General features: G+C 61.0%; 20 protein-coding genes. 12 read left to right on the forward strand and 8 right to left on the reverse strand.

All coding sequences use genetic code 11. The annotated features are described in order from the left end of the window. Positions 1 to 53 precede the first annotated feature (53 nt). The 4 genes from ACODTD_RS16345 to ACODTD_RS16360 are packed head-to-tail and all read left to right on the forward strand — an operon-like array spanning position 54 to position 4055. Complete coding sequence (locus tag ACODTD_RS16345; protein WP_489105020.1) at positions 54 to 980, forward strand: DUF72 domain-containing protein; 927 nt, start codon at positions 54 to 56, stop codon at positions 978 to 980. Then, on the forward strand, positions 977 to 1774 hold the full coding sequence (locus ACODTD_RS16350) for an endonuclease/exonuclease/phosphatase family protein (RefSeq protein WP_489105021.1): 798 nt from the start codon (positions 977 to 979) through the stop codon (positions 1772 to 1774). The genes ACODTD_RS16345 and ACODTD_RS16350 overlap by 4 nt, the downstream gene beginning before the upstream one ends. Beyond that, on the forward strand, positions 1771 to 3057 hold the full coding sequence (gene clsB, locus ACODTD_RS16355) for a cardiolipin synthase ClsB (protein ID WP_285357933.1): 1287 nt from the start codon (positions 1771 to 1773) through the stop codon (positions 3055 to 3057). Before ACODTD_RS16350 ends, clsB begins: the two co-directional genes overlap by 4 nt. After that, the gene (locus ACODTD_RS16360) at positions 3054 to 4055 is read left to right on the forward strand and encodes a lysylphosphatidylglycerol synthase domain-containing protein (RefSeq protein ID WP_085609125.1); all 1002 of its coding nucleotides are present in this window, start codon (positions 3054 to 3056) and stop codon (positions 4053 to 4055) included. The genes clsB and ACODTD_RS16360 overlap by 4 nt, the downstream gene beginning before the upstream one ends. Here the strand turns inward: ACODTD_RS16360 and ACODTD_RS16365 are convergent. The 3 genes from ACODTD_RS16365 to ACODTD_RS16375 form a co-directional block, all read right to left on the reverse strand. Then, positions 4043 to 4801 (reverse strand): alpha/beta hydrolase family protein, encoded by a 759-nt coding sequence (locus tag ACODTD_RS16365; protein ID WP_007955615.1) that lies wholly within the window; start codon positions 4799 to 4801, stop codon positions 4043 to 4045. The two genes, ACODTD_RS16360 and ACODTD_RS16365, sit on opposite strands and share 13 nt — an antisense overlap. Beyond that, positions 4791 to 5897 (reverse strand): DUF3182 family protein, encoded by a 1107-nt coding sequence (locus ACODTD_RS16370; protein WP_489105022.1) that lies wholly within the window; start codon positions 5895 to 5897, stop codon positions 4791 to 4793. Before ACODTD_RS16370 ends, ACODTD_RS16365 begins: the two co-directional genes overlap by 11 nt. Positions 5898 to 6075: 178 nt before the next feature. Continuing rightward, complete coding sequence (locus tag ACODTD_RS16375) at positions 6076 to 7071, reverse strand: GlxA family transcriptional regulator (RefSeq protein ID WP_489105023.1); 996 nt, start codon at positions 7069 to 7071, stop codon at positions 6076 to 6078. A gap of 101 nt (positions 7072 to 7172) precedes the next feature. Here ACODTD_RS16375 and ACODTD_RS16380 point away from each other — a divergent pair, with 101 nt between their 5' ends. The 7 genes from ACODTD_RS16380 (at position 7173) to ACODTD_RS16410 (ending at position 12350) form a co-directional block, all read left to right on the forward strand. Beyond that, the gene (locus ACODTD_RS16380) at positions 7173 to 7727 is read left to right on the forward strand and encodes a cysteine hydrolase family protein (RefSeq protein WP_011336159.1); all 555 of its coding nucleotides are present in this window, start codon (positions 7173 to 7175) and stop codon (positions 7725 to 7727) included. A 153-nt stretch (positions 7728 to 7880) separates the two neighbouring features. Continuing rightward, positions 7881 to 8549: a YjfI family protein gene (locus tag ACODTD_RS16385; RefSeq protein WP_064382238.1), complete on the forward strand. Its 669-nt coding sequence runs from the start codon at positions 7881 to 7883 to the stop codon at positions 8547 to 8549. Positions 8550 to 8566: 17 nt separating this feature from the next. Further along, the gene (locus tag ACODTD_RS16390) at positions 8567 to 9265 is read left to right on the forward strand and encodes a PspA/IM30 family protein (RefSeq protein WP_011336161.1); all 699 of its coding nucleotides are present in this window, start codon (positions 8567 to 8569) and stop codon (positions 9263 to 9265) included. Between the two features lie 125 nt (positions 9266 to 9390). After that, on the forward strand, positions 9391 to 10041 hold the full coding sequence (locus tag ACODTD_RS16395; protein ID WP_039771970.1) for a DUF2491 family protein: 651 nt from the start codon (positions 9391 to 9393) through the stop codon (positions 10039 to 10041). A 13-nt stretch (positions 10042 to 10054) separates the two neighbouring features. Beyond that, positions 10055 to 10480: a DUF350 domain-containing protein gene (locus ACODTD_RS16400; RefSeq protein WP_489105024.1), complete on the forward strand. Its 426-nt coding sequence runs from the start codon at positions 10055 to 10057 to the stop codon at positions 10478 to 10480. A gap of 17 nt (positions 10481 to 10497) precedes the next feature. Continuing rightward, positions 10498 to 11190 (forward strand): DUF1190 domain-containing protein, encoded by a 693-nt coding sequence (locus tag ACODTD_RS16405; protein ID WP_011336163.1) that lies wholly within the window; start codon positions 10498 to 10500, stop codon positions 11188 to 11190. A 2-nt stretch (positions 11191 to 11192) separates the two neighbouring features. Beyond that, positions 11193 to 12350 (forward strand): glutathionylspermidine synthase family protein, encoded by a 1158-nt coding sequence (locus ACODTD_RS16410; RefSeq protein WP_221615937.1) that lies wholly within the window; start codon positions 11193 to 11195, stop codon positions 12348 to 12350. A gap of 75 nt (positions 12351 to 12425) precedes the next feature. Here ACODTD_RS16410 and ACODTD_RS16415 read toward each other — a convergent pair whose 3' ends face one another. Both ACODTD_RS16415 and ACODTD_RS16420 read right to left on the reverse strand, forming a co-directional pair. After that, complete coding sequence (locus ACODTD_RS16415; protein WP_003228709.1) at positions 12426 to 12944, reverse strand: single-stranded DNA-binding protein; 519 nt, start codon at positions 12942 to 12944, stop codon at positions 12426 to 12428. A 9-nt stretch (positions 12945 to 12953) separates the two neighbouring features. Then, complete coding sequence (locus ACODTD_RS16420; RefSeq protein ID WP_007955631.1) at positions 12954 to 14351, reverse strand: MFS transporter; 1398 nt, start codon at positions 14349 to 14351, stop codon at positions 12954 to 12956. A 191-nt stretch (positions 14352 to 14542) separates the two neighbouring features. Between ACODTD_RS16420 and uvrA the strand changes: the two genes are divergently transcribed. Continuing rightward, positions 14543 to 17377 carry an excinuclease ABC subunit UvrA gene (uvrA, locus tag ACODTD_RS16425; protein ID WP_011336165.1) on the forward strand — a complete coding sequence of 945 codons (2835 nt, stop codon included), beginning with the start codon at positions 14543 to 14545 and terminating at the stop codon, positions 17375 to 17377. Between the two features lie 65 nt (positions 17378 to 17442). Here the strand turns inward: uvrA and bfr are convergent, their stop codons facing one another. From bfr to rplQ, 3 genes are all read right to left on the reverse strand, one after another. Next, entirely contained in the window at positions 17443 to 17910 is a 468-nt protein-coding gene (gene bfr / locus ACODTD_RS16430; protein WP_489105025.1) for a bacterioferritin, read from the reverse strand. A 149-nt stretch (positions 17911 to 18059) separates the two neighbouring features. After that, complete coding sequence (locus ACODTD_RS16435; RefSeq protein ID WP_285357939.1) at positions 18060 to 19514, reverse strand: catalase; 1455 nt, start codon at positions 19512 to 19514, stop codon at positions 18060 to 18062. Positions 19515 to 19752: 238 nt separating this feature from the next. After that, entirely contained in the window at positions 19753 to 20139 is a 387-nt protein-coding gene (rplQ, locus tag ACODTD_RS16440; RefSeq protein WP_007955635.1) for a 50S ribosomal protein L17, read from the reverse strand. Positions 20140 to 20172 lie beyond the last annotated feature (33 nt).

Consider the following 20172-nt stretch of genomic DNA (forward strand, 5'->3'; position numbering starts at 1 on the left):
CCCGCAGTCATCCACTGACAGAGGCCGTATGGGGACTTTCGACGGGAGGCGGCATGGCTACGATTCACATCGGTATTTCAGGCTGGCGTTACGCCCCGTGGCGCGGGGACTTTTACCCCAAGGGGCTGGCGCAGAAACGCGAATTGCAGTTCGCCTCACGGGCGGTCAACAGCATCGAAATCAACGGATCGTTCTACGCCCTGCAACGGCCCGAACGCTACGCCCAGTGGTACGCCGAAACGCCGGATGACTTCGTGTTCAGCATCAAGGCGCCCCGCTTCATCACCCACATCCGCCGCCTGCGCGATATCGAGAAACCCCTGGCCAATTTCTTTGCCTCCGGGGTGCTGGAATTGAAGGAAAAATTCGGCCCGATCCTCTGGCAGTTCCCGCCCAACTTCACATTCGACCCCGAACGTTTCGAAGCCTTTCTCGACCAGTTGCCCCACGACACCCAGGCCGCCGCTGACCTCGCCCGCCGACACGACTCACACCTGCACGGCCACGCGAGCCTGAAGGCCTACGGCAAAAAACCGCTGCGCCATGCCGTGGAAATCCGCAACGACAGTTTCATCGACCCCGACTTCGTGCGCCTGCTCAAGCGCTACAACACTGCGCTGGTGATCGCCGACACCGCCGGGAAATGGCCGTACCGCGAAGACCTGACCAGCGATTTCGTCTACCTGCGCCTGCACGGTGCCGAAGAGCTCTACGCCAGCGGTTACACCCGTGCAGCGCTGCAACGCTGGGCCGAACGGATCGACGCCTGGCACCACGGCAGGCAACCGCGCGACGCCCATTTGATCGCGCCGCGCCTGAAGCCGCGGGCCCGTAAATCCCGCGAGGTTTTCTGCTACTTCGACAACGACATCAAGGTCCGCGCGCCGTTCGATGCCCGCAGCCTGTTGCATCGTTTCAACCTGGATAAAACGCTCGAAACCGCACCCGGCGAACCGGCCGCCGAAGGGGTACTCGCATGAGCATTCCCGAGCCGCTCGGCTTCACCGACGAGCAGACCACGGTCATCACCACGGTGCGCCGTTTCACCGTGCTGACGGTCAACACCCACAAGGGTTTCACCGCACTGAACCGGCGTTTCATCCTGCCGGAATTGCGCGAAGCGGTGCGCAGCGTGTCCGCCGACGTGGTGTTTCTTCAGGAGGTTCACGGCACTCACGAACATCATCCCAAGCGCTACAACAATTGGCCGACGATGCCGCAGTACGAATTTCTCGCCGACAGTCTCTGGCCGCAGTTCGCCTACGGGCGCAACGCCGTGTACCCGGAGGGCGATCATGGCAATGCAGTGCTGTCGAAATTCCAGATCGTGCGCCATGACAACCTCGACGTTTCGATCAGCGGCCATGAAAACCGGGGGCTGCTGCACTGTGTGCTGCGCCTGCCGGGAGACGACCGTGAAGTGCATGCGATCTGCGTCCACCTGGGCCTGCGCGAAAGCCATCGCAACGCTCAGTTGGCTCTGCTGAAAAAGCGCCTGGCCGAACTGCCCGAGGATGCGCCGGTGATCGTCGCCGGCGATTTCAACGACTGGCGCCAGCGCGCCGATGCCTTGCTTGAACCCTGTGGCCTGCGTGAAGTGTTTGCGGCGCATCACGGCCGGTCGGCACGCAGTTTTCCCGCACGTCTGCCATTGCTGCGCCTGGACCGGATCTACGTACGCAACCTCAAGGCCAGTCAGCCCAAAGTGCTGGCGAACCGTCCCTGGTCACACCTTTCCGACCATGCACCGCTATCGGTGGAGATTGAACTATGAGCAGTGCACCGCTGGAGAAGTCCGCCGTAGAACCGGTCAGCATCACCCCACCCGTGCGCGAGCCCGGCACCGTCGATGTCGAGTATCGATGGCAGGGCAACAACCGGATCGAGCTGCTGGAAAACGGCGAAGAGTATTTCCCCCGGGTGTTCGAAGCGATGCGCGCGGCGAAAAGCGAAATCCTGCTGGAGACCTTCATCGTGTTCGAAGACAAGGTCGGCAAGGAATTGCAGGAGATTCTGATTGATGCCGCCCGGCGTGGCGTGCGCACCACCGTCAGCCTCGACGGCTTCGGTTGCGGCGAGTTGAGCACCGGCTATCTCGCCGCGCTGAGTGAAGCCGGCGTGCATTTACAAATCTTCGATCCGGCCCCCAAGCATCTGGGGATTCGCACCAACTGGTTCCGCCGTTTGCATCGCAAGATTGTGGTGGTCGACGGGCTGGTTGCGTTCATCGGCGGGATCAATTTTTCCGGCGATCACCTGGCCGATTTCGGTCCTGAAGCGAAGCAGGATTACTCGGTGGAGATTCAGGGCCCGGCGGTGACCGACATTCATCATTTCGCCCTGCTGCAAAGCGGCCGTCCGGGACGCGCAAGGTTCTGGTGGCAACGGCGCCGGCAGCGTCGCGCCGAGATGGCGTTTGACGATCACGACGGTCAGGTACGTCTGGTGTTCCGCGACAACGATCGCCACCCCACCGATATCGAAGATGTCTATTTGCAGGTACTGCGCCGCGCCCAACGGCGGGTGGTGATCGCCAACGCCTACTTCTTTCCCGGCTATCGCCTGCTGCGCGAAATCCGTAACGCTGCCCGGCGCGGGGTCGAGGTGCGGCTGATTCTGCAGGGGCAGCCGGACATGCTGGTGGCCAAGCTCGCCGCGCGCATGACCTACGACTACCTGCTCAAGGCCGGGGTGCAGATTCACGAATATTGCGAGCGGCCGTTGCACGGTAAAGTGGCGCTGGTGGACGAGGAATGGAGCACCGTCGGCTCAAGCAATCTTGATCCGCTGAGCCTGTCGCTGAACCTGGAAGCCAACGTGCTGATCCGCGACCGCGCCTTCAATCGCCACCTGTTCGAACGCCTCGAAGACCTCAGCCACAACCACTGCAAGGCGATGGACGCCGCGAAGTCGCCGCGCGGGCGGATCTGGCACATGACCGTGGGCTTTCTGGTGTTTCACTTCCTGCGGCATTTCCCGGCGATGGCCGGCTGGCTGCCGGCGCACAAGCCACGGCTCAAACCCTTTACCCATGCCGCCGGGAGCGATCCGTCATGAGCCATTCCGAAGCCCACGCGGCGGTGCATCCGACACCGGCGGGCAAGTCCCGCTGGAGCCGCTGGAAACGTCCGCTGACCCTGCTGTTTTTTCTTGCGCTGATCGTATTGCTGACGATGTTCGCCAGCCGCATCGAATGGGCCGAAGTGCTGCAGACCCTTGCCGACTTCAAGGTGCGCACGCTGATCATCGCTTCCAGCCTGACCTTGCTGAGCTTTCTGGTGTACGCCAGTTTCGACCTGATCGGCCGCACCTATATTCGTCAGGACCTGACCTGGAAACAGATCCTGCCAGTGGGCGTCATCAGCTATGCGTTCAATCTTAACCTCAGCGCATGGGTCGGCGGGATCGCCATGCGTTATCGCCTGTATTCGAGGCTCGGGGTGAGCAAAAGCAACATCGCCAAGATCCTCGGCCTGAGCCTGGCGACCAACTGGTTCGGCTACATGACCATCGCCGGCGTGGTGTTCGCCAGCGGGCTGGTGCGGATGCCACCGGGCTGGAAAATCAGCAGCGGTGCGTTGCAGGGCATTGGCGTGTTGCTGCTGTTGGTCAGTGTCGGCTATCTGGTCGCCTGCCAGTTTTCCCGGCGGCGCGAGTGGTCGATTCGCGGGGTGGAAATCAACCTGCCGTCGCTGCGCATGGCGGTCCTGCAATTGCTGCTCGGGGCATTGAACTGGTCGCTCATGGCAGCCGTGATTTTCACCTTGCTGCCGAGCAAACTCGACTATCCGCTGGTGCTCGGAGTGCTGTTGATCAGCGCGATTGCCGGGGTCATCACCCACATTCCCGCCGGGCTCGGCGTGCTGGAAGCGGTGTTCGTGGCGCTGCTGCAACACGAGGCTTCGCGCGGCAGTCTGGTGGCAGGATTGCTGGCCTATCGGGCAATCTATTTCCTGCTGCCGCTGCTGATCACCGTGCTGATGTACCTGGTGGTGGAAGCCAAGGCCAAGGCGTTGCGGATCGAGAAGAAACCCAAATCTGATCAGCGGGACTGAATGATGCTCAACCGCTCGCCCACCACCATCTCGGTGATCCAGTCAACCAGGATCGAGGTGTAGGCCTGCTGCGAGGTCGGATCGCTCAGGGCATGGTCGGCGCCATCGATGATGCGGTGGGTCAGCGAGTGAGTCTGCTGACACGCGGCGCGGTAACTCATGATCGTCGCGTGGGGCACGTAGTCGTCGGTTTCCGACTGCACCAGCAGCACGTCGCCAGTGAATTGCGAGCAGGCGTGCAAGGCGCGGTTGCTGTCGGCGCGCACCAGGGTGCCGCGATAATCGCGCAGGTCGGCCTTGTCCAGATCGCGCTTGGGCGTGTGCCATTGCTCGTCGCGGTACAGCGCCGGCACCCGCAGCGCCAGCCAGCGCACCGGGCGCAGCGAGGTCAGAATTGAAGCGAGGTAACCGCCATAGCTGGTGCCCACCACCGCAATGGCCGAAGTGTCCAGCGCCGGATGGGCGAGCAACCGGTCGTAGGCCGCCAGCAAGTCACGCAGGTTGTCTTCGCGAGTGACCCGGCTCAGCGGAATGCCGGTGCCGCCAGTGTGCCCGCGCAGGTCGAACGTCAGGCACACGCAACCCAGGCCGGCGATGCCTTTGGCCCGCTCCAGATCGCGCTCCTGACTGCCGCCCCAGCCGTGCACGAACAACACGCCGGGGACTTTCGATTTGGGACTGAGGAACGTCCCGCTCATCTGTTCATCGTCAATGTCGATTTGAATGCTTTCGCTTCTAGCCGTCATAGGATTTGACCGTTACGTATTTGAGGAGAAAGTCGCTGTTCTCGGCCGGCCCGCGATACACCTCGATGGCATCCGCCGGCAGGGCCTGATCGGTATAGGTTTCCACCGACGACACGCGGATCGCGCGCATCGAAGGATCGTTGACGAAACTTTGCAGCGCCGCCACTTCCGCGCTGCTGGCGCCGCCCATGCGCCAGGACTGCTCGAGCACGCCACTGCGCGGCCGGCCTTCGCTGTCCAGGCCCTGGGCGATGTCGTAATTGCGCCGCGAGGCGTAGAAACGCGGATAGGCCTCGTCCGCCGCCCGGTCGAACACCTGCGCCTGCCGGATCGCCAGACGCACGTCGTCGGGCAGATCCAGCGCCAACAGATCCTCGTAACCGCCCTGCACCACCAGCAGGTTCGAGCCGCCGTACACCTCTTCGCCGTGGGCGTCCTTGGTCAAGTATTGATCACCGCAGTAACTCAGCACCCTGCCGCCGATGAACGACTGGCCGACGCTGTGGGTAACTACCTGACTCAAATCCTGCTCCAGCACCACGCCATCGCTGAACAATTCTCTAGCCTCGGGTCGGGCGAGGATTTCGTCGAACGCATCCAGGCTCTTGATCACTTCCTGACCACGCCCGGCGCAGGCGTGAATCGGCTTGATCCGGATCGGCCCGCTGTACAACAGATGTTCGGCGGCGGGCCGTGCATCCTCCAGCGCAAAAACACTCAGCCCGTCCAGCACCACGGTGCGCACCCGCTCGGAGAACAATGGCGACCAGCCTTGCGGCGCATGGGCCTGATGGCTGCGCAAACCGTGGCTGATGGCTTTGGTGCAGATGAAATCGTGCTCGACGAAACCGCCCCACAAATCGTCCGGGCCGCTCACCCCCAGTTCGCGGGCCGCCGCGCCGACGAGGGTCTGGGTCGGCAGCAGATAAATATCCCGGCCGCGATGCTTTTCGGCGTCGTAACTGCCGCCGAACTTGAGGCCGAGGATCTGCGCCAGCCATCGCGCGAGGGCCTTGTTGGTCTGCACTTCATGTCGTGGTGCGCCGGGCCGAACCGAATGGGCGACGACCACTTTCCTGCGGGATGTCGGGGTCATGCGTCCCCCTTCCAATGGCTGGGTGAATGTAGGTCAGAGGGTGCAGAGATCAGGCCAACCGGCGCTGGCGTGAAACACGCTGAAAATCAGCCACTTGAAAAAACCGTGCTGGCACCGCGCCTGTTTCAATCTGCACGACCGGCTCGATGACTCCGGTATTCTGCACGACGGATGGGTTTTACTTCGCCACGGCCGCCGGCGGACTCACGCCGAATCGCGTGCGGTATTCACTCGGCGCCAGCCCGGTGATTTTCTTGAACGTTGCGCGAAAGGCTCCCGGATCCTGATAACCCACCATCCACGCGATGTGGTCGATGGTGCCATTGGTGAACTCGAGCATTTCCCGAGCCTTGCCGACCCGCAGGTGCTGGCAGTATTCGGTGGGTTTGAGGCCGGTCGCCGCGCGGAAACGGCGCAGGAATGTGCGTTCTTCGAGGCCCGCACGTTCGGCCATCGCCGTCAGCGAGACATCGGTCGCGCCGTTGCCTTGCAGCCAGTGCTGAACCTTGAGAATCGCCGCGTCGCCGTGATTGAGGATCGGGGCGAAATTGCTGCCGCAGGCACTCGCGCTGTCGCTGTGTTCCACCACCAGAAACCGCGCGGTGCTGCTGGCGATGCTCGGTCCGAGCAATCGGTCCACCAGTCGCAAACCAAGCTCTGACCAGGCCATCAGCCCCGCCGTGGTAATCAGGTCACCGTCGTCGACAATCGGCGTGTCGGCCTTGAGCCTGATCTTCGGGTAACACTCGGCGAAAGCCTTGGCCGAGGTCCAGTGCGTGGTAGCGCTGCGACCGTCGAGCAACCCGCTCTCCGCCAGCAGCCACGAGCCGACACACACCCCGCCAAGCGTCGCGCCACGCGCATGTTGTTCACGCAGCCAGGGCAGCAGCCCGGCCGGCATCTGTGCCGCGGAAAAACCGGCAATGGACGGCGGGATCAACACCGCCAGCAAACCGTTGTCGGCTCCGGGATGACTGTCGTAAACCCGCACGGGCGGGTGGTCGTCATCGACCTGCCAGTGGCTGATCCGTAGCAGCGGCAATTGCGTGGCCTGGTGTTCGGCGGCGATCCGGTTGGCGACCCCGAACAGGTCGGTCAGGCCATGCACCGCCGCCATTTGCGCGCCGGGATACATCAGCACGCCCAGTTCCGCGACGGTCCTTTCTGCACCCATTGTCAGTTTTCCCCTGTGTATTGTCGGTGCGGCCAATCCTCGAAACCGTGGCCAGCGCCAATACTGAACCCACACCCAACGTTCACTTCGAGGACACACCCATGGCCAAGCAAGCGCTCATCGTAGTCGATATCCAGAACGACTACTTCCCCCAAGGCAAGTGGCCGCTGGCCGGTGCCGACGCCGCCGCGGATAACGCTGCCCGGTTGATCGCGGCCTTCCGCGAGGCCGGCGATTCGGTGGTGCACATCCGCCACGAATTCACTTCGCCCGAGGCACCGTTTTTCACCCCGGGCTCCGAAGGCGCGAAACTGCATCCGAAAGTGCTCAACCGCGCCGATGAGCCGGTGGTGCTCAAGCACTTCGTCAACTCGTTCCGCGAAACCGAGCTGCAATCGATCCTCGACGAACAGGGCATCAAGGAGCTGGTGGTGGTCGGCAGCATGAGCCACATGTGCGTCGATGGCGTTACTCGCGCGGCGGCCGATCTGGGTTACACCGTTACGGTGATCCACGATGCTTGCGCCAGCCGTGACCTGGAATTCAACGGTCTGACCGTGCCCGCCGCCCACGTGCATGCGGCGTTCATGTCGGCGCTGGGGTTTGCCTATGCCAGCGTGGTATCCACCGACGAGTTCCTCGCTGCCAGCCGCTAAGCCCTGCTCTGATACAACCAGAAAAATCTGCGCCCGCCTCGTTGCGGGCGTTTTTTCGCGTGTCATGAAAATCTCACGCGTGAGCCATTGATGGCATTTTGATTTGGTTGTAGTGTGGCTCACGCGTGAGATGTTCATAACGGAGTCATCGCCATGAAAAGCAACTCCCCAGCAACAAAATCGGAGAGCCCGAAGGGAGTGCGCTCGACACCGTCCGCGAAAAAACCGTCGAGCTTCTACATGAAGCAGATGCGCGCGGGCCTGGCTGCCGCCGGTTATGTGAAACACGAAACTTGGGTGCTTCCGGAAAACCGAAGCTTGCTCAAGCAAATGGAGCAACAGCTACGCCAACCGATTCTGGCTGGCTCTTTCATGTCGGAGAATTACATGAGCGCAGGCAACAACTGGAACATCGATAGCCTCTACAACGCTTTCAAGGCGCTGGACGAGGTGGCTTCGCAAGAGATCACGCTGTCTCTGATCCAGAGCTCCGAACCCAGCCTCAAGCTGGAAATGAACGAATTCGGCGGTCTGCCGATTCACATCGCCCTCGCCGGTCAGCAGATCATCGTCGACACCGTGCTGGTGGACATCGATTCGATCACCGATGTGCGCGCCTTCAACGACGCCGTACTGCGCAGCCGGGAAATGTTCCCGCTGTCGTCGATCGGCATCGAGACCATGCCCAACGGCCAGACTGTCTACAACATGTTCGGCGCACTGAGTGCCGATTCGAGCCTGACCAACGTGGTCACCGAGGTGAAAACCCTGGTCGACAACGTGCAGCGCGCCAGCGAAGCCTTCGAACACTTCTTCAAGTAATCAACAGGGAATATCCAATGACTCAGTCCATCTGGAGCAAGTTGTTCACCGCGCTGCGCGGCGGCGCCAACGAAGTCGGCGAAGCGATCGCCGACCAACAGGCCCTGCGCATCCTCGATCAGGAAATCCGTGACGCCGACAGCGCGCTGTCCAATGCCCGTCGCGAACTGGTCACCATCATGGCCAAGCACAAACTCTCCGCCGACCGCGTGAGCGAGTACGAAGCCAAGATCGGGGACCTGGAAGCCAAGGCCGTTTCCGCCCTGAACGCCGGCCGTGAAGACCTGGCGCTGGAAGTGGCCGAAGCGATTTCGACCCTGACCAACGACCTGGGCGTCGAGAAAAAGCAGACCGACGAGTTCGGCACCTACGCCGACAACATGCGCAAGGACATCAACAAGGCCGAAGCGCGGATCAAGAGCCTGCGCCAGCAAGTGGACATGGCCAAGGCCCGTGAGAGCGTGCAGAAAGCGCAGGTCAGCGCCTCGATCGCCAGCGGCGGCGCCAACGGCAAGCTGGAAACCGCTGTCGGTACTCTGAACCGTCTGCAAGCCAAGCAGCAGCAACGCGCTGCCGAGCTGAGCGCTGCCGACGAACTGGCCGATGCTTCGACCGGCAACGACCTGGATCGCAAGCTGCGCGAAGCCGGCATCACGCCGAACGAAGGCAGCGCCAACGCCATCCTCGAGCGTCTGAAGCAGAAGTCCGCCCAGTAACGGCGGCGAGAAAAACAGAAGGGCACCGGGTGCCCTTCTTTTTTGCCTGCTCGTTCGCCGCGCGGCCCGGTACACTAGCGGCGTTTTGCCAACGAATATCGATACCCGCTTCAAGGAATGTACCCATGGGATGGTTCAAAGATTTGCTCGGCACCAGCAACTGGCAGTCGGCCGCGCCGGCGTCCGAGTCTGCCGGCGGCCCGCTCGGACTGGCGCAGGGCAAGGCGATCCGCTTCGACACGACCCTCGGCCTGTTGCTCGACGGCAGCACATCAGTGCGGGTTCCCGACGCCCAGGCCATCTGGAGCGCCGGCTGGATCGACCTCGGCCAGTCGAACAAACTGCATCGCTACTATCTGAACGATGAAGAATTCTGGGTACAGATCCATGTCACCGGTGATGACCAGATCGAGTCGGTGACGCTGTTCAACTACGTTAGCTACGTGACGGTCAACAGTGACGCCGAATTGCAGCGTCTGGCCGGCCCGAACAGCCTGATCGGCCTACCGACCTATCGCCACGAAGGCGTCGAATACACCCGTGAGTGGGGCACCGAACGCGGTCAGACCGAACTGGTGCCGCTGACCGAACAGGTGATCAACCCCGACGAGTCGTACACCATCAACCATCACTCGATGCTCTACGCCCGGGACACCGGCCTGACCGATCGCCGCGAGCTCCTGCTGTTCTCCGTCGAACAGGACGAAGAAGGCACCGTCAGCCTGAGCACCTCGCTGGGCATCTCGCTGTACACCACCGATTTGAGCACCATCTAAAAGGAATTTTTCCATGCTGGAAGCGTTGTCCATTTCCCTGAACAAAGCCGCACTGGTCGGTTTCGTCGCCTACCTGATCGGCGCCGTGCTGCTGTTCATGCTGTTTCAGTTCGTCTACACCCGCGTCACGCCGCACAAGGAATTCGAGCTGATCCGTTTCGGCAACGTCGCCGCCGCCATTGCCCTGTCCGGCGCGATCATCGGTTTCGCGATTCCGGCCAGCAACGTGATCGCTCATTCGATCAACGTCCTCGACTTCGTCCTCTGGGCGGTGATCGCGGCCGTGGTGCAATTGTTGGCCTTCCTGGCGACCGGCCTGGTGCTCAAAGGCACGTCACAGCGCATCGCCAACGGTGAAATCGCCGCAGGCATCTATGTGGCGGCAGTTGCGATCAGCGTCGGCATGCTCAACGCCGCTTGCATGACCCCGTCCTACTGATCGGCAGGAAGCCTGAGATGAAACGAAGCAAGTACGTTCAACTGTCGCTGGCCGCTTCGGTGGCCCTGGCGATTTCCGCTGAAGTGGCCGCCCAGGAGCAGCAACGCAACTTCCAGAGCGTCGAACAATGCGTCGACGCCGAAGTGGCGCCGGATGTTTGCTCGAATGCCTACGTCGCCGCCCTGGCCGAACACCGGCGGATCTCCCCGGCCTACGACGACAAGGCTGCCTGCGACGCGGACTTTGCCGCCGACTGGTGTCAGAAAAATTCCGCCGGCCGTTTCGTGCCGAAACTCGGCGGCTTCAAGGTGCCGCAGGACGGTGAGCCGGCGCAGAACCTCGATGCGATCGCCAATGCCCAGATGCCCGCCGGCGACGCCGCCGCCGTGCAGAGCAATCAGACCAGCACTTCGCACTCGTCCAGCGGTGCAGGCAACGGCTGGCTCACCGGATGGCTGATCGGCAATGCCATGAGCAACAACCGCGCGATCGACTCGCGGCCGGTTTATCGTGAGCGCAATACCCGCCAGACCTACGACACCTCGACGCTGAACCGTCGCATCGAATCGGCGCCGAGCCGCAGCCAGCGGGACTACGACAGCGATTACCGCAAACCGGTCAACGTCGCTGCGTCCACCTCCCGTGGCGGCTTCGGCAGCCAGTCCAGCGCACGCAGTGGTTGGGGCGGCTGGGGCCGTTCGAGCAGCTGACCATGAAGAAGATCCACTGCGCCGAGCGCCACGACTGGAAGCAGACCGCCGAAAGCCTCGGCTTTCTGTTTCATACCATCGACGACGAGCCGTACTGGGACGAGCGCGCCTATTACCAGTTCACGCTCGCACAGATCGAAAACGATCTGGAGGATCCAACCACCGAGCTGCACGAGATGTGCATGGACCTGGTCGACCGCGTCGTGCACAGCGAAGAACTGCTGGGTCGCCTGAGCATTCCGGCGTCGTACTACGACATGATCCGAACGTCCTGGCTGGAAGGTCATCCGCATCTGTACGGGCGCATGGACTTCTCCTACAGCGGCAATGGCCCGGCGAAGCTGCTCGAGCTCAACTACGACACGCCCACGAGTCTTTACGAAGCGTCGGCGTTCCAGTGGGGCTGGCTGGAGCAATGCATCGAGCGCGGGATGCTGCCGCGCCATGCCGACCAGTTCAACAGCATCGACACCCGGCTGCACGAAGCCTTTGCCCACCTGAAACTCACGCGGCCGTTTTACTTCGCCTCGATGAAAGACTCGGTCGAAGACAAGGGCACCACGGATTACCTGCGGCTGATCGCAGAAAAGGTCGGCATCGAATCGCGGCACATCGATATCGAAGACATTGGCCTGAGCGCTGACGGTCGTTTCGTGGATCTCGAGGATCGCTGGATCCCGCACCTGTTCAAACTGCACGCCTGGGAGTTCATCTTCCACGAACCGTTCGGCGCGGCGATCGCCGAATGCGACACCCAGTTTTTCGAACCGGCGTGGAAATCCATTCTCTCCAACAAGGGCGCCTTGCCGTTGCTTTGGGAACTGCACAAGGGTCATCCGAACCTGCTCGCCGCACATCTCGATCCGAATCCGGGCAGCGCGGTGCCCAAGGGCTGGGTACGCAAGCCGTACTTCTCCCGGGAAGGTGCCAACATCGAACTGCAGACCGCCGAGGGCCTGATCGTCAAGGAGGGTGGGCCCTACACCGATGCGCCCTTCATCCTTCAGGAACTTGCCCCGTTGCCGAAGTTCGACGACAGCTACACGCTGATCGGCTCATGGGTGATCGGCGATCAGGCGGCGGGGATTGGCGTGCGCGAAGACAACAGCCTGATCACCAAGGATTCGAGTCGGTTCCTGCCGCACCTGATTCTTGACTGAAAACCCGCGCACATGAAAAAGGCCCGTCGTGTTCAGCGACGGGCCTTTTTTATTTAGCGCGGATACAGCAGCGAATCAGAACGGAATGTCGTCATCGAAGCTGTCGAAATCCGGAGCCGGTTGCGGTGCGGCCTGCTGTGGAGCCGGGGCCGAACGCTGCTGAGGTGCCGACTGCTGCGGACGCGGAGCCTGTTGGCGTGGCGCCTGCTGCTGATAGTTGTTGCCACCGCCTTGTTGGTCGCCCTGTTGTGGACGGCCGCCAAGCAGTTGCATGGTGCCTTGCATGTCGACCACGATTTCGGTGGTGTAACGCTTGATACCGTCTTTTTCCCACTCACGGGTCTGCAGCTTGCCTTCGATGTAAACCTGCGAACCCTTGCGCAGGTATTCGCCCGCGATCTCGGCAACCTTGCCGAACATCGATACACGGTGCCACTCGGTCTTCTCGACCTTCTGACCGGTCTGCTTGTCGGTCCACTGCTCGCTGGTCGCCAGACTCAGGTTGGTCACGGCGTTACCGTTGGGCAGGTAGCGTACTTCGGGATCCTGGCCGCAAGTACCGACCAGAATGACTTTGTTAACCCCACGGGCCATAACGTTCTCCTAGGCTTCGCACGCAGTCTGCGCCGGGTTGTTCACCAGGCGTTCGAGAGTGGTGCGATCCATTAATTCGGTGTCCAGTTTGATGTAGATCGCCGCTTCATCAGCGACTATCACTGCATCAGTTACCCCTACGAGGGCCTTGAGACGCTCGACCAGACCCGCTTCGCGGATCGCTTCGGGCGACAGCGGCAGGCGCAGGCTCGTCACGTAGGGAGGTTCGCGCATGGTAACAGCAAAGGCCAGCCAAAGTGCAGCCAGCCCGGCACATCCGAGGAACACAACCGACAGACCGCCATGCTGGAACATCCAGCCGCCGAGAATCCCGCCGAGTGCCGAACCGAGGAACTGACTGGTGGAGTACACGCCCATGGCCGTGCCCTTGCCACCTGCCGGTGAAACCTTGCTGATCAGCGACGGCAGCGATGCTTCCAGCAGATTGAACGCGGTGAAGAACACCACTGTCCCGATCACCAGAGCCCGCAGGCTGTCGCCGAACTGCCAGAAGAATAGCTCAGTGAGCATCAGCGTCATCACGGCGCCGAGCAAAACTCGTTTCATTTTGCGTTTCTTCTCGCCGTAGATAATGAACGGGATCATGGCGAAGAAAGAAATCAGCAGCGCGGTGAGGTAGACCCACCAGTGCTGTTCCTTGGGCAGACCGGCCTTTTCGACCAGCGCCAGGGGCAGTGCGACGAAGCTCGACATCAACATCGCATGTAACACAAAAATGCCCAGGTCCAGCCGCAGCAGGTCCGGGTGCTTGAGCGTCGGCATCAACGCCTGACGTGCAACGCCAGACTCGCGGTGGCTCAGCGGCCCGGTGGATTTCGGCACCATGAACATCACGATCACGATCCCTACCAGCGCCATGCCGCCCGTAGCCAGAAACAGACCGGACAAGCCGAACGCACGGGTCAGCAGCGGGCCGACCACCATCGCTACGGCGAACGACAGGCCGATGGTCATGCCAATCATGGCCATGGCCTTGGTGCGGTGCTGTTCGCGGGTCAGGTCGGAAAGCAACGCCATGACTGCCGCAGAAATAGCGCCGGCGCCCTGCAGGATCCGCCCGGCAATCACGCCCCAGATCGAATCGGCCTGAGCCGCCAGCACGCTGCCAAGGGCGAAGACGATCAGCCCCAGGTAAATCACCGGACGCCGGCCGATGCGGTCGGAAATGATCCCGAACGGAATCTGAAAAATCGCCTGGGTCAGGCCGTAAGCGCCGATCGCCAGCCCGATCAGGGCCGGGGTCGCTCCCGCCAGATCCATGCCGTAGGTCGCCAGTACCGGCAACACCATGAACATGCCAAGCATACGGAAGGCGAACACCAGGGCCAGACCGCTCGCCGCGCGGGTCTCGCTGCCACTCATGCGTTCGCTGTGGGGATCGTGCATGGAAAAACCTCGTGTGAACCGGCGGCGATTCTACCAGTCCCATCGAGAGACGGGGTATATCGCGACGCTTTGACGCGTACAGATGAAACTCTCTTCATGTAAGGCAAAAAACCCTTCACTTGATAGTGTGCATCCATCCAGTATTTGGCCGTATACTCCTGTGTTTTCGACGCCCGCCGAGCGAGGCCATTTTGGACAAGATCCTGATTCGTGGGGCCCGCACCCACAACCTGAAGAACATCGACCTGACCCTGCCACGGGACAAACTGATCGTCATCACCGGCCTGTCCGGATCCGGCAAGTCGTCCCTGGCCTTCGACACGCTGTACGCCGAAGGTCAGCGCCGCTATGTCGAATCCCTGTCGGCCTATGCCCGGCAGTTCCTGTCGATGATGGAAAAACCCGACGTCGACACCATCGAAGGCCTGTCGCCGGCGATCTCCATCGAACAGAAGTCGACCTCGCACAACCCGCGTTCCACGGTCGGCACCATCACCGAAATCTACGACTACCTGCGCCTGCTTTATGCCCGCGTAGGTACGCCGCGCTGCCCGGATCACGACATTCCGCTGGAAGCACAGACTGTCAGCCAGATGGTCGACCTGGTACTGGCCCAGCCGGAAGGCAGCAAGCTGATGCTGCTGGCGCCGGTGATCCGCGAGCGCAAGGGCGAGCACCTGTCGGTGTTCGAAGAACTGCGCGCCCAGGGCTTCGTCCGGGCCCGGGTCAATGGCCGGCTCTGCGAGCTGGACGAACTGCCGAAACTGGATAAACAGAAGAAGCATACGATCGAAGTGGTGGTCGACCGCTTCAAGGTTCGCGCCGACCTGCAGCAGCGTCTGGCGGAGTCCTTCGAGACCGCGCTGAAGCTGGCAGACGGCATCGCCCTGGTGGCGCCGATGGACGACGAGCCGGGCGAAGAAATGATCTTCTCCGCGCGCTTCGCCTGCCCGATCTGCGGCCACGCAATCAGCGAGCTGGAACCCAAGCTGTTTTCCTTCAACAACCCGGCCGGCGCCTGCCCGACCTGCGACGGTCTGGGAGTGAAGCAGTTCTTCGACATCAAGCGACTGGTCAACGGTGATTTGACCCTGGCCGAAGGCGCGATCCGTGGCTGGGACAGGCGCAACGTCTATTACTTCCAGATGCTCGGCTCACTGGCCGCGCACTACGGTTTCAGCCTGGAGCAGCCGTTCAACGAGCTGCCGGCCGATCAACAGAAATACATCCTGCACGGCAGTGGCTCGCAGAACGTCGATTTCAAATACCTCAACGACCGGGGCGACATCGTCAAACGCTCGCACCCGTTCGAAGGCATCGTGCCGAATCTCGAGCGCCGCTACCGCGAAACCGAATCGGCGAGCGTGCGCGAAGAACTGGCGAAGTTCCTCAGCACCCAGTCGTGCCCGGATTGCCGTGGCACCCGCCTGCGTCGCGAAGCGCGGCACGTGTGGGTCGGCGAGAAAACCCTGCCGGCGGTGACCAACCTGCCGATCGGCGACGCCTGCGATTACTTCGGCGCGCTGAAGATGACCGGCCGCCGCGGCGAGATCGCCGACAAGATTCTCAAGGAAATTCGCGAGCGCCTGCAGTTTCTGGTCAACGTCGGCCTGGACTATCTGTCGCTGGATCGCAGTGCCGATACGTTGTCTGGCGGTGAAGCGCAGCGGATTCGTCTGGCCAGCCAGATCGGCGCGGGCCTTGTGGGTGTTCTGTACATCCTCGACGAGCCGTCCATTGGCCTGCACCAGCGCGACAACGATCGCCTGCTCGGCACCCTCAAACACCTGCGCGACATAGGCAACACGGTCATCGTGGTAGAGCATGACGAAGACGCGATCCGCTTGGCCGACTACGTAGTGGATATCGGCCCGGGTGCCGGCGTTCATGGCGGGCAGATCGTCGCCGAAGGCACGCCGGACGAAGTCATGGCGCACCCGGACTCGCTGACCGGCAAATACCTGTCGGGCCGGGTCAAGATCGAAGTACCGGCCAAGCGCACGCCGCGTAACAAGAAGCAGGTGCTGTCGCTCAAGGGGGCGCGCGGCAACAATCTGCGCAACGTCGACCTGGAAATCCCGATCGGCTTGCTGACCTGCGTGACCGGTGTCTCCGGCTCGGGCAAATCGACGTTGATCAACAACACGCTGTTCCCTTTGAGCGCCACGGCACTCAATGGCGCGACCACCCTGGAAGCGGCAGCTCATGACAGCATCAAGGGCCTGGAGCATCTGGACAAGGTCGTCGACATCGACCAGAGCCCGATCGGTCGTACGCCACGTTCCAACCCGGCGACCTATACCGGGCTGTTCACGCCGATTCGCGAACTGTTCGCCGGTGTGCCCGAATCCCGATCTCGTGGTTACGGCCCGGGGCGCTTCTCGTTCAACGTCAAGGGCGGTCGTTGCGAAGCTTGCCAGGGCGACGGTCTGATCAAGGTGGAAATGCACTTCCTGCCGGACATCTACGTCCCGTGTGATGTGTGCAAGAGCAAGCGCTACAACCGCGAAACCCTGGAGATCAAATATAAGGGCAAGAACATCCACGAAACCCTCGAGATGACCATCGAGGAAGCGCGGGAGTTCTTCGACGCGGTGCCGGCGCTGGCGCGCAAACTGCAAACGCTGATGGATGTGGGGCTTTCGTACATCAAGCTTGGACAATCGGCCACGACGCTTTCCGGTGGTGAAGCGCAGCGGGTCAAGTTGTCCCGCGAGCTGTCCAAGCGCGATACCGGCAAGACCCTGTACATCCTCGACGAGCCGACCACCGGCCTGCACTTCGCGGATATCCAGCAACTGCTCGACGTACTGCATCGCCTGCGCGACCACGGCAACACCGTGGTGGTGATCGAGCACAACCTCGACGTGATCAAAACCGCCGACTGGCTGGTGGATCTTGGCCCCGAGGGTGGTTCGAAGGGTGGACAGATCATTGCCACCGGTACGCCTGAGGAAGTGGCCGAGATGAAACAATCTCACACCGGTCACTATCTCAAGCCGCTGTTGATTCGCGATCGGGCCTGATTGCCGGACATGAAAAAGCCCCTGTCACTTCATCAGTGACAGGGGCTTTTTTGTATCAATTGCAATCAGGACGCGTGGGACTGCAGGTAGTTCTGGATACCGATCAGCTTGATCAGGCCCAACTGCTTTTCGAGCCAGTAAGTGTGATCTTCTTCGGTGTCATTGAGCTGAACCCGCAGGATTTCACGGCTGACATAGTCGTTGTGTCGTTCGCACAGTTCGATGCCTTTGCACAGAGCAGCACGCACCTTGTACTCAAGACGCAAATCCGCTTCGAGCATGGTCTCTACCGTGGTCCCAACATCCAGGTCATCCGGGCGCATGCGCGGAGTGCCTTCGAGCATCAGAATCCGGCGCATCAGCGCATCGGCGTGACCGGCCTCTTCTTCCATCTCGTGGTTGATTCGTTCGTAGAGCTTGGTGAATCCCCAGTCCTCATACATCCGCGAGTGAACAAAATATTGGTCACGCGCGGCCAGTTCGCCGGTCAGCAACGTGTTGAGGTAATCGATAACGTCTGGGTGGCCTTGCATCGCCCTACATCTCCCTGCTTGAAAGTCTGTAGTTTGAACCAACCTGACTGGAAGGTCACTCACTTCGCGCAATAAAAGCGAAGATATTCTGAGAAAAGCAGCCTAAATAACGCAAAAACCGCCCGAATGAGGGCGGTTCTGCTTCTCGTTTAGACTTCGTTAAGCTGTACGTTGAGCAGCTTTGCGATTGCTTCTCCGTACGCCGGATCGGCCTTGTAGAAATGCTGCAGCTGACGGTCGATCACATCACTCGAAACACCCCCCATCGCACCGGCGATGTTGCTGACCAGCAACGCTTTCTGTTCGTCGCTCATCAAACGGAACAGCGCACCGGCGTGGCTGTAGTAGTCGCTGTCTTCGCGGTGATCGTAGCGATCAGCCGCACCACTCAGGGCCAGCGCAGGCTCGGCATAATGTGGCGCTTGTTTCGGCGACTCTACGTAGCTGTTTGGCTCGTAGTTAGGCGCTGCGCCACCATTGCTGCCAAAAGCCATAGAACCGTCGCGCTGGTAAGTATTCACCGGGCTGCGCGGGGCGTTAACTGGCAGCTGCTGGTGGTTGGTGCCTACGCGGTAGCGGTGGGCATCGGCGTACGCGAATACGCGACCTTGCAGCATGCGATCTGGCGACAGACCTACGCCAGGCACCATGTTGCTCGGGCCGAACGCAGCTTGCTCAACTTCGGCAAAGTAGTTGAGCGGATTACGGTTCAGCTCCAACTCACCCACCTCGATCAGTGGAAACTCCTTTTGCGACCAGGTCTTGGTCACGTCGAACGGGTTCTCATAGTGCGCAGCGGCTTGGGCTTCGGTCATGATCTGGATACACACGCTCCATTTCGGGAAGTCACCACGCTCGATAGCTTCGAATAGATCGCGCTGGGCGTAATCCGGGTCTGTGCCCGCCAGACGTGCCGCGTCTGCCGGCGCGAGGTTCTTGATCCCTTGCTTGGTCTTGTAGTGCCACTTCACCCAGTGGCGCTCGCCTTGAGCGCTGATGAGGCTGTAGGTGTGACTGCCGAAGCCGTGCATGTGGCGATAGCCGTCCGGAATACCGCGATCGGAGAACAGGATCGTGACCTGGTGCAGCGCTTCAGGCGAATGCGACCAGAAGTCCCACATCATCTGCGCGCTTTTCAGGTTGCTTTGCGGCAGGCGTTTCTGGGTGTGGATAAAGTCAGGAAATTTCAGCGGATCGCGAATGAAGAACACCGGCGTGTTGTTGCCGACGATGTCCCAGTTGCCTTCTTCGGTGTAGAACTTGAGGGCGAAGCCACGCGGATCGCGCTCAGTGTCGGCCGAGCCACGCTCACCACCGACCGTGGAGAAACGCAGGAAGGTCGGCGTCTGCTTGCCGACAGCAGAGAACAGCTTGGCGCTGGTGTACTGCGTAATGTCGCGAGTGACCGTGAAAGTGCCGTATGCGCCCGAACCCTTGGCGTGTACACGACGCTCAGGAATGTTTTCCCGGTTGAAGTGAGCAAGCTTCTCGATCAAGTGGAAGTCATCGAGCAACAACGGGCCACGAGGGCCTGCGGAGCGAGAGTTCTGGTTGTCGGCGACAGGTGCGCCACTGGCGGTCGTAAGCGTCTTGTTCTGGCTCATGCAATCTTCATCCTCTATCGGTCTTGAACTGCCGGCTAATCGGCTTGTTGGGGAGTATCGATCATCAATATGACAGCCACAAATTCATTAACTTATGGTCACCAATAGATAAAAACTAACGATAAATCCCCGCACATAGTGCAGACCCAAACAGCGTAGAAGCTTGTACGAACAGCGCATTTCTTACAGGCACAAAAAACCGGGCACTAGGCCCGGTTCCTTGTTTCAGACTGATGTCTTACTCAGCGGATACAGCTTCACCGCCGACAGCACGATCAACCAGTTCGACGTACGCCATAGGCGCGTTGTCGCCAGCGCGGAAACCGCACTTGAGGATGCGCAGGTAGCCACCCTCACGGGTAGCGTAACGCTTGCCCAGGTCGTTGAAGAGCTTACCAACGATAGCTTTCGAACGAGTACGGTCGAAAGCCAGACGACGGTTAGCAACGCTGTCTGTCTTGGCCAGAGTGATCAGCGGCTCGGCAACGCGGCGCAGTTCTTTGGCTTTTGGCAGAGTAGTTTTGATCAGCTCGTGCTCGAACAGCGACACCGCCATGTTCTGGAACATGGCCTTGCGGTGCGAGCTGGTGCGGCTCAGGTGACGCCCACTTTTACGATGACGCATGGTTCATTCCTTACCAAACACTACGTTCGGTGA

The organism is Pseudomonas sp. FG35, from assembly GCF_057809295.1.